8 protein-coding genes and 1 pseudogene are annotated in these 9,100 nt (G+C 66.2%); 5 read left to right on the top strand and 4 right to left on the bottom strand.

Going from position 1 to position 9,100, the window contains the following annotated elements; all coding sequences use genetic code 11:
* Window positions 1-663 precede the first annotated feature (663 nt).
* The 3 genes from ETD96_RS35205 to ETD96_RS35195 form a co-directional block, all read right to left on the bottom strand.
* Window positions 664-1,413, bottom strand: coding sequence for an aspartate/glutamate racemase family protein (locus tag ETD96_RS35205; protein ID WP_138640801.1), 750 nt, complete (start codon window positions 1,411-1,413; stop codon window positions 664-666).
* Complete coding sequence (locus ETD96_RS35200) at window positions 1,410-2,759, bottom strand: MFS transporter (RefSeq protein ID WP_138640800.1); 1,350 nt, start codon at window positions 2,757-2,759, stop codon at window positions 1,410-1,412. Before ETD96_RS35200 ends, ETD96_RS35205 begins: the two co-directional genes overlap by 4 nt.
* Before the next feature lie 140 nt (window positions 2,760-2,899).
* A complete protein-coding gene (locus tag ETD96_RS35195) occupies window positions 2,900-3,751 on the bottom strand; it encodes a class II aldolase/adducin family protein (RefSeq protein WP_274704668.1) in 852 nt (283 codons plus the stop codon).
* 86 nt (window positions 3,752-3,837) lie between these two features.
* Between ETD96_RS35195 and ETD96_RS35190 the strand changes: the two genes are divergently transcribed.
* Window positions 3,838-4,419 carry a helix-turn-helix domain-containing protein gene (locus ETD96_RS35190; protein ID WP_138640798.1) on the top strand — a complete coding sequence of 194 codons (582 nt, stop codon included), beginning with the start codon at window positions 3,838-3,840 and terminating at the stop codon, window positions 4,417-4,419.
* A gap of 450 nt (window positions 4,420-4,869) precedes the next feature.
* Window positions 4,870-5,631, top strand: a pseudogene (locus tag ETD96_RS35185) (IS30 family transposase); the annotation flags it as partial.
* Window positions 5,632-5,711: 80 nt separating this feature from the next.
* Here ETD96_RS35185 and ETD96_RS35180 read toward each other — a convergent pair.
* Window positions 5,712-6,284, bottom strand: a complete 573-nt coding sequence (locus ETD96_RS35180; protein ID WP_138640796.1) for a helix-turn-helix domain-containing protein — start codon at window positions 6,282-6,284, stop codon at window positions 5,712-5,714.
* Between the two features lie 220 nt (window positions 6,285-6,504).
* Between ETD96_RS35180 and ETD96_RS35175 the strand changes: the two genes are divergently transcribed.
* The 3 genes from ETD96_RS35175 to ETD96_RS35165 all read left to right on the top strand — a co-directional run bounded on the left by ETD96_RS35175 (window position 6,505) and on the right by ETD96_RS35165 (window position 8,968).
* Window positions 6,505-7,302 carry an aldolase gene (locus tag ETD96_RS35175; protein ID WP_138640795.1) on the top strand — a complete coding sequence of 266 codons (798 nt, stop codon included), beginning with the start codon at window positions 6,505-6,507 and terminating at the stop codon, window positions 7,300-7,302.
* Window positions 7,299-8,228 (top strand): dihydrodipicolinate synthase family protein, encoded by a 930-nt coding sequence (locus ETD96_RS35170; RefSeq protein WP_138640794.1) that lies wholly within the window; start codon window positions 7,299-7,301, stop codon window positions 8,226-8,228. Before ETD96_RS35175 ends, ETD96_RS35170 begins: the two co-directional genes overlap by 4 nt.
* Before the next feature lie 140 nt (window positions 8,229-8,368).
* Window positions 8,369-8,968 carry a flavin reductase family protein gene (locus tag ETD96_RS35165; RefSeq protein ID WP_138640793.1) on the top strand — a complete coding sequence of 200 codons (600 nt, stop codon included), beginning with the start codon at window positions 8,369-8,371 and terminating at the stop codon, window positions 8,966-8,968.
* Window positions 8,969-9,100 lie beyond the last annotated feature (132 nt).

The following is a 9,100-nucleotide window of genomic DNA, read 5'->3' as shown; positions in this document are numbered from 1 at the left end:
CTCGGCCCGACACCCCGAGAAAACGAGCCGCCGGCTCGCTCACCAGGCACCAAGCCCGTGCCGTGATCGGCTGGGGGAGCGGCGCTCCCTTCCATCGTCTCAGTCGGCGGAGCGGGGGAACCATACCCGTGACCAGGTCGAGTACGCCATCGTCAACGGGTCGGCTGGTACAACCGCCGCCGGCTGCACACCGCCATTGGCGACGTCCCGCCCGTCGAGTACAAGACTTCCCACTACCGTTCCATCAACACACCAGGGCCAACCGGTGCCAGGTAGACCGGACTTCATCGAACCCGGTGTGCTTCACCTGGGCCGGCTCCGGCGTTCCCAGCATGAAGCGCTACTTCTCCGGTGAGGCCAGATGATTGACCGTGCTGAAGTCGACTCCGATTACGGCGAGCCTTTTCGGCGGCGGGTGACACCCACAGGGTGTCACCCGCCAAGTGAGTAGCAGCCGTGGAAATACTGGACCCCATGGCTGCGCCAGTAGGCCCCCGGAAACCGGTCTGGCCGTCCCTGCTCACTCCATCCCGCGCCATGGCAGGACCATTACCAGCAGCGGCCCGAACTGGTCGAAGGCGAAGCACTGCTCCTGGAACCGGGCCGTGACCTGCTCGATCCGGTCGAGGCCTTTTCCCTGTGGACTCCGGGGTGAGAACCAAATCAGTGGCGAGGGTCAGTCCTCGCTGGAACCGACGACTGCAACCACAATGCTGCGGTGATGTAGTCGAAGACCGGCAGCCCGGTGGCAGACCGTAGTGGCTGTGCGGCCAGGCATAGGTCACCGCATTCCAGAAGAATGGCGCCGATGGCGTCGTGATCGGCCACGGTGCATGATACGAGTTGGCTGGCCTGCTGGATGATGGACGGAACGTCGTGCAGCCCACCCCCCTCTAGGACCTGTTCGCGGAAGGGGCCCGGGCCCTCCAGCCCCCTGATGACCAAACGGCTTTGTTCCTCTTTCCCCAAGCCGGAGCCGGCTAGGCAGCGGGCGTCGATGGCGGCCGCGTTGGCGGCTAGGACCAGGACCTTCTTCTCGCCGGTCGTGGCCAGGATGCCGGGTAGCTGGAGGAGGCTGGATGTGAGGACGGGCACAGGTAGAGCTTTTGCAAGGCCCGCCTGGTAGGGGGTAAAGTAACCACAGGTGGTCAGGATGCTTTGGGCGCCCTGGCCAATCAAATCCCGGGCGGATTTGAGTACCTCAGGGTAGAGCGCCGGATCTGCAGTGAGCGCCCTGGCGATGAGGTTTTCATCCGTGAGGGCTCGCCAACGGGTGGGCCAGGGGAAAGATTCGTGGTGAGCGGCCGTCCCTTGGACGGGATCGATGTGGCCGAGAGAGATGATGCCCATCGTCGCCTGGTTTTGCGGGGCATCGGTGACGTGTTGTGCCGGGTTGGCGCAAATCGTGGTCATGCGACCTCCCTGATGGTTTGGTGGTTCGATGTCGGGTCAACGGACTGGTGTTCGTGGACACGGCTGCGGGCGACCAAAGCTTTCACTGCCAGGACTCCGATGAGGCAGAACAGCGCGATGTACGCCGCGACGGCCATGCTCCCGAAGCGAACCACCACCCAGGTCGCCACGAAGGGTGCTGGGCCCCCGCCGATGATCCCGGCGAGGTTGAACCCGAGGGATGAGCCACTGTAACGCGTCTCGACCGGGAAGTTCCGTGCGATCAGTACTGGTTCCGGTGCGAACATGAGCGCGTAGGGGATCAAGGAAAGCAGAATGACGAGGCTGGCCCCGAAGGTCGAGCCCGAGTCGATGACGACGAAGTACAGGAAGCCGAAGACGCCCATCGTCAGCGCGCCCACCGTGTACATTCGCTCGTGACCCATTCGGTCCGAGTAGTGACCTGCAGCGATCATCGTGCCGGCCGAGATGAACGCGGCGACGGAGACCAATAGCAGGAGGGTGTTGCGTCCGTAGGACAACTGGTCCGTGCCGTAGGACAGGATGAACGCGATGAAGATGTAGACCGGGATCATCTCGGCGGATTTCAGGAAGGCGGCCAAGACGATCTCGATTGGGCTGCGGCGTAGGACCTCGGCTACGGGAGCCTTCTTGATCGAGCCTGATTTCGTGGCCATCTGGAAATCGTTGGTTTCGGGGACCTGACGCCGGATCCAGATCCCCACGAAGATCAGCAACACGCTGGCCAGGAAGGGCAGACGCCATCCCCAAGTCATGAACGCTGCGGAGGGCATGCCCAGACTGACCGCCAAGAAGGCGAGGTTGGCTGTGCCGATGCCGATCGTGCCGGCGGCTTGGGGGAAGCTGCCCCGGAACCCGGCGCGTTCCCTGGTTCCGGACTCCATCGCCAAGAGCACGGCCCCGCCCCACTCCCCGCCGACGCCGATGCCTTGCAGGGTGCGCAGTAGAACCAGCAGCACCGGGCCCCAGTAGCCGATGGACTCATGGCTGGGAACCAGACCGATGCCGACGGTGCCGATGCCCATGAGCACGATCGTGGCCAGCAGCGAGTTCTTGCGCCCCGCCCGGTCGCCGATGTGACCGAAGATCGCCGCGCCCAGCGGTCGGGCCGCGAACCCGATGAAGTACGTAGAGAAGGCCAACAGCACGCCGGTGACCGGGCTCGCTTGCGGGAAGAACAGCTTGGGGAAGACCAAGGCGGCTGCGGCGCCGTACAGCATGAAGTCGTACCACTCGATTCCGGCGCCGACGGTGCTGGCGAGGACGGCACGGCGAACTACGCGACGGTCGGTACGGAGTTGCTGGTCGGTGGCCTCTGGGGACATTGGGTCCTCCAACGGGTGCGTGTGCGCACAGATTTCAGGTTGAGTGGTTTGGTCGCAACCAGGTCGCCTGCGGCGACCTGGTTGCCGAGGAGTTCTGGTGCAACACCGAGTAGCTGCGTCTTGCTGCGCGCCACCGGGTGTCAGTCGAGAACGTCGGGTTCCTGCTCGAAGATCAGCTCAGCCAGCAGCCGGAAGCTGTGACGGGCCATGTTGGCGTTGCCGAACTGTCGGTGGGCGAGGCTGGCCTCTTCGTGGGTCATGACGCGCGGCGTCCCGGCGGCCTCGGCCATGAGTTGCATCTGGCAGGCGCGGTCCATCGTGATGAACCACCACGCGGCCTCCTCAACCGACTTGCCGGTGGTGATCAGGCCGTGGTGCCGCAGGATCGCTGCCTTCGCGTGCCCCAGACGTGCGGCGATGCGCTGGCCTTCGTCCCGCTCCAGCACCAGTCCCTTGTACTCGTCGAAGAGGACATGATCTTGATAGAAGGCGCAGGACTCCTGGAGGATCGGGTCCAGGGTGCGGTCCAATGCGGCCCAGGCGCGCCCGTGCAGTGAGTGCGCATGAGCGACGGCGACGACCTCGGGGCGAGCTTCGTGAATGGTCGAGTGAATCGAGAACGCGGCCTTGTTCGTGCGCAGCTCGCCGTGCACGACCTTGCCGTCACCGTCCAGCAGGAGGAGATCGCTGACCCGAATCCGCGAGAAGTGCCTGGCGTACGGGTTCACCCAGAAGTGATCGGTCAGCTCAGGGTCGCGGGCGGTGATGTGGCCCGCGATGCCCTCGTCAAAGCCGTGCCTGGCGAAGATGCGGAAGGCGGCGGCCAGTTGCCGCTTGCGGTGCTGGCGCTCTTCCTCGTAGGTCGGTTCGGTGGCGGGCAGCTCCTCCAGGTCGAGAGTGTTGGGCTCCTGCTCAGCATGGGTTTGCGTCACTTCGCGCGCCTCCTGTCTAGGGTTCTGACCCGCACACTGTGTTGCCTGCGAGGCAAATATGTCAACCCCTTAGGCAAGATCGCTGTTGCGGCCCCCGTGAGCAAGGCAGGGGCCAGGGTGACGGAGTTGGCTCGTACTATGCGGTCATGGCGCAATCAACTTCTTCCGAGGCAGGCACGCCCCCTCTCCGCTTGCGCGAGTGCCGTGAGCGGGGCGCTCTCACTCTCAGCGAGGCGGCCGAGCGCATTGGGGTCTCGATCACCCATCTCTCGAGGCTGGAACGCGGTCAGCGTCAGCCATCCATTGGTGTCCTCTTGCAGCTCGCCGCGCTCTACCGGGTCGGTGTCGGGGAGCTCGTGGGCGAAACCTTCCCCGCCGCCTACAAACTCGTACGGGCCGGGTCTGCGGAGCTTCGTCACGGCGACGACGGGATCTACAGCACGCTCAGCGGCGCAGCGGGACTCAGCGGTCTAGAGGTGATCCAACTGGACGCCGCGGGCAAGGGAGCCAAGAAGTCGGCGCACCACAGCGACGAAGAGTGGATATATGTCGTGTCCGGGTGGGTCGACATGGAGTTGGGCGACGAGCGGATCGTCCTGAAGGTCGGCGACTCCATCCACTTCGACGCCCGCACCCAGCACCGCCTCACTGACTCCGACCCTGCGGGCACGCGGCTCATCATTGTCTCGGTTCCGCTGCACCCGACTCGACGCCAAGGTCGCTTCTAACGCGCCTCCCGCCGCCACCATGGACGAAGTGCACGAAGGTTCTCGGTCTACCGATCGAATTCGCAAAGGTAGCCGAAGGCGGCGTTTGAGCCGTCCGCCAAGTTTGATCACGTTCCGTCCGGCATGAATTCCCTCCTTCTCCGGCACATGGTCCGCACGCCGACGAAGCACGTCGCGGCGTTGAACCGGTTTGTCGCCGGGCCAGCCCGCGGGCCGCCTTGGACGTGGACGAAGGGTTCGGGTGACGCTGGTGACCTGTGGCCGCCACGCGCGATGCTCTGACGGAAACCGGGTGGTCGTCACCGGAGACAAGCCGCCCCTGCCCTCAATCGGTGTAGCAATTGATCTCGCAGTGGTGTAGTCCTGCTCGGCGAGTTGATCGTCGGGGGAGTGCTGTGGGGTGGTGCGACACATGCTGACCTTGGCCGACCGGGAAGAGATTTCCCGGGGAATCCGCAGCAGATCGCCGGGCGGTTGCCGATCGAGCACCCCGCCGACCAGCATGTGAGGGTGTCTCACGAGGCGATCTACGGCTGGACCTACGCACTGCCCAAGGGCGAACTCGCCCGCCAGTGCCTGACCTTGCGCTCAGGCCGCACCCGCCGCCGGCCCGCGCACGGCCGCGCTCCCCGGGCGCCGCGGATCAGTGGAATCCGCTGGATCGACGAGCGGCCCGCCGACGCCGCCGACCGGCGGGTCCCCGGGCGCTGGGAAGGCGGCCTGGTCGCGGGCAAGGACGGCAGGACCGCGATGGCCACGCCGGTGGAGCGCGTCTCGCGGTTCGTGGTGCTGATGCCGCCGACCGGACGGGACGCCACCACCGTGTCCGAGGCCGTCATCGACCAGGTCAAGGGCTTGCCGGACGTGCTGCGACGGTCGCTGACCCGGGACCGCGGGTCGGAAACGGCCAACCATGCCGCGATCACCCTCAAAGCCCGCCTGCCGGTGTACTTCGCCCACCCGCACTCCCCTGGGAGCACGGAACCAACGAGAACACCAACCGCTGGCTACGGGAATATTTCCCCAAAGGCACCACCATCACAGGCGACCCGGACTATCTCCAGGCCGTCGCCGACGAGCTCAACAACCGCCCCGCGCCATCTTCGGATTCAAGAAGCCCAAGAAAGTGTCGCCGAGCTACTGGCCAGCGGAATTGCTTCCACTGATCGAGAACAGGGACACCATAGGGGCGGCGCCTTTGGGCGGCGGTGAACTCAAGCGCATTGTACGAACGTTCCCGCCACCTCTTTTGCGCCGCTGTGAACGGACGGTATTGATCGCCGGCGCGATGCTCACGGTAGGTGTGGATGGGGTGCCTGATCCACTCCCCGGTCAGGGCAGACTATGAGCAGGAGATTGGCGCGTTCCCCGCTCAGGGAACGGAATTTGTGAGGTGTCGTGGCCTTGAAATAGGCGGCGTCTCCCTCATTGAGTTCGATGTTCTGGGATGGGAAGATGAGTTCGGCGCGCCCCTGGTGCACGAAAAGGAACTCCTCTCCCGGGTGGTCCCGGAAGGGGAGCGGGTCGGCATCGTGCGACGGGTAGATCATGAAAGGCGTCATCTGCTTGGTGCTGGCCTGCAGCGCGATGCCTTCGTAGCGGGAGCCGGGTTCTTCGTCTGAGGTGAGCAGTCGCCGTTCAGTGGCCCGGGTCACGGTGACCTCGGACAGTTCCGTCGCGTCGGCGAAGAGAGTGTCCAGCGGGACGTCCAGTGCCTTGGCGAGCGAGGCGCAGACGGCGATCGAAGGAACGCTCCGACCGCGTTCGACCTTGGAGAGATAGCTCTTCGTGACGCCGGAGCGCTCGGCCAATGCCTCCAGTGTCATCAGCCGCTCCTTGCGCAGCTGCCGCACCCGGTTGATCACTGAGTTCTTCCTTCCCGCGTCCCTCGGCCAGGCTGCCGCCGGGGGATCCAGTATGTCCCTTGACGAGCCCCAGTGTGGCCCGGGCATCACTCGGAACGAGCCAGTCGGCCGTCCCCACCCTTGCGTGAGGACACAAAGTGTCCTAAAGTGCACCTTGTTTCCAAGAGGCGTCGCCTGCGGCTCCCCTGCCCGGACGGGCGGCCCTCGGAATGGAGGAGAGATGGCGAGGACACTGCAAGAGTCGAAGGACGTGCTCGCCGAGCGCGCCGAGAGGCAGATGGGCGACCACTTCGGGGACTCGAAGCTGACCACCCGGCAGAAGCTCGCGCTGACCTGCCGTATCGCCTTCGATGGCGGGCACGACTCGGGGCTTGCGGGGCAGATCAGTGCCCGCGGCCAGGAGCAGGGCACCTACTACACCCAGCGGCTCGGCCTCGGCTTCGACGAGATCACCGAGGACAACCTGCTGCTGGTGGACGAGGACCTGCAGGTCCTCGAAGGCGAAGGCATGCCCAATCCCGCAAACCGGTTCCACACCTGGATCTACCGAGCCCGCAAGGACGTCAACTGCATCATCCACACCCACCCGCTGCACGTCGCGGCGCTGGCGATGCTGGAGGTTCCCCTCGTGGTCTCCCAGATGGACACCACCCCCTTGTACGACGACTGCGCCTTCCTCAAGGACTGGCCCGGCGTCTCGGTCGGCAACGAGGAGGGAGAGATCATCTCCGCTGCCCTGGGTGACAAGCGGGCCATCTTGCTGGCCCACCACGGGCAGCTCGTCACCGGCGCCACGGTCGAGGAGGCGTGCACCCTGGCGATGCTCATCGAGCGCGCCGCGAGGCTGCAACTCCTGGCCATGTCGGCGGGCATCGTCCAGCCGTTGGACCCCGTCCTGGCCCGCGAGGCCCACGACTGGACATCCAGGGACCGGCGCAACAAGGCCAACTTCGCGTACTACGCGCGCAAGGCTCTGCGCAACCATCCCGACTGCGTTACGGGCGAGGTGGAGCTGTGACGGCGAACCCGCCCCTGAGCGGGGTCATCGCCTACCCAGTCACCCCGTTCGACCGCGGCAGCGGCGACGTCGACCTGGCCGCGCTGCGGCAGCTCACCGATGAGCTGGTGGACGCCGGAAGCCACGGCATCGCCCCACTGGGCAGCACCGGCGAGAACGCCTACCTCAGCGAGAGCGAGTGGGACGCCGTCTGCGAGACGACCCTGCAAACGGTCGCAGGGCGCGTTTCCACACTGGTCGGCGTCTCGCATTGGAGTACGGACGGGACGGTCCGGCGGGCGCGCGTGGCCGCTCGGCACGGGGCTACAGCGATCATGGTGCTACCCCAGGTGTACTGGAAGCTGACCGAGGCCGAGCTCGTGCGGCACTTCGCCACGGTCGCCGCCGCCACCGACCTGCCGATGATGCTCTACAACAACCCGGGCACGAGCGGCACCGACCTGAACCCGCAGACGGTGGTCGCGCTCGCCCGCCAGATCCCCAACCTCACCATGGTCAAGGAAAGCTCTGGCGACGCCGCGCGCTTCCGCGCCATCCGTGAGCTCTCGGACGGGGCGCTGTCGGTCTACAACGGGAGCAACCCGCTGGCGCTGGAGGCGTTCCGGTCCGGCGCCGCCGGATGGTGCACCGCGGCGGCGTGCCTGGTCCCGCAGTGGTGCCTGGAGTTGCACGCCGCAGCAACGGGCGAGCGGCAAGAGCGCGCCGACACGGTCCTGGCCGAACTCTTGCCGTTTCTGGAGTTCATCGTCGCCCACGGCCTGCCCCGAACGATCAAGGCCGGATTGGAGATCCAGGCCCGCGACACTGGCCGACCCAGGGCGCCGCTCCAGCCGCTGCCCGACGAGGTGACCGGCGAGCTGCGAAGCCTGCTCGCGCGACTCGAATCGCACCCGATCCTGGACGACCCGGCGACGGCATCCGCCTAGAACCGGCCCGTGCCGCTCACTCGGTAGACGAGCCGAGCGGCACGGGCCACGACTCGCAGAACGCGCTGCGCCGCCGCGTGCAGGGCGTTCGTGTGCCGAGAACGTTCCCGTCCTGTCAGACCGGATCACGGAGGGAGACCATGCCTCACACCATCCATCCGGTTCAACGGCCGCAGGCGGTGAAGTTCGCAGATGTATCCCTTCTGCGCCGGACCTTGCGACGCCACGCGGCAGGCGTCACGATCATCACCGTGCCGGGGCCGGCCGGCTTCACCGCGACGTCCTTCACCTCGGTCTCGCTAGAACCCGCCCTGGTCTCCTTCTGTGTGGCGACCATCGCCTCGGTCACGCAGGCCGTGCAGCAGGCCGAGCGCTTCGCCGTCCATCTGCTTGGATCGCACGACTCCCTGCTGGCCGACCGGTTCGCGCGCAGCGGTGTTGACCGATTCGCCGGTACCGCATGCCTTCAGGAGCCTGACGGGCTGCCGATCCTGACCGTCGTCCCAGCTTGGCTCAGCGCCCGCGTCGTCGCCCGATATGCCGCAGGTGATCATGTCCTGGTCATCGGTGAGGTCGACAACGGCGGGGTGCGGAATGAAGCACCGGGCCTGGTGCGGCATGACGGTGCATACGCGAGAGCAGTGGAACTATCACCGCAGCCCGCGCAGGTGCAGTCTCGGAAGAGCCCGGAACCCGTCATGGCGGACGCACCTTCGGACCTTGAGCAGAGGAGGGCCTGATGAGTAGTCCAGCCCAGTACCCGCAGGCGGAGAGCGTCGCGGACTTCGCCCGCAACATCGCCGAGGTCCGCGCACGCATCGACGCGGCGGCGGAACGCGCCGGCCGCAGCGGCGCGGAGGTGCGGCTGCTGC

It is taken from the genome of Actinomadura geliboluensis, from assembly GCF_005889745.1.
In the GTDB taxonomy this organism is placed as follows: domain Bacteria; phylum Actinomycetota; class Actinomycetes; order Streptosporangiales; family Streptosporangiaceae; genus Spirillospora; species Spirillospora geliboluensis.
Note: the sequence above shows the minus strand (reverse complement) of the source record. Positions and strands in the feature narration are given on the sequence as shown.

What these genes read in the sequence shown, in the direction of transcription:
- ETD96_RS35200 (WP_138640800.1), bottom strand. Translation starts at nt 2,759, where the DNA reads ATGTCCCCAGAGGCCACCGACCAGCAACTCCGTACCGACCGTCGCGTA.
- ETD96_RS35205 (WP_138640801.1), bottom strand. Translation starts at nt 1,413, where the DNA reads ATGACCACGATTTGCGCCAACCCGGCACAACACGTCACCGATGCCCCG.
- ETD96_RS35175 (WP_138640795.1), top strand. Translation starts at nt 6,505, where the DNA reads ATGGCGAGGACACTGCAAGAGTCGAAGGACGTGCTCGCCGAGCGCGCC.
- ETD96_RS35165 (WP_138640793.1), top strand. Translation starts at nt 8,369, where the DNA reads ATGCCTCACACCATCCATCCGGTTCAACGGCCGCAGGCGGTGAAGTTC.
- ETD96_RS35190 (WP_138640798.1), top strand. Translation starts at nt 3,838, where the DNA reads ATGGCGCAATCAACTTCTTCCGAGGCAGGCACGCCCCCTCTCCGCTTG.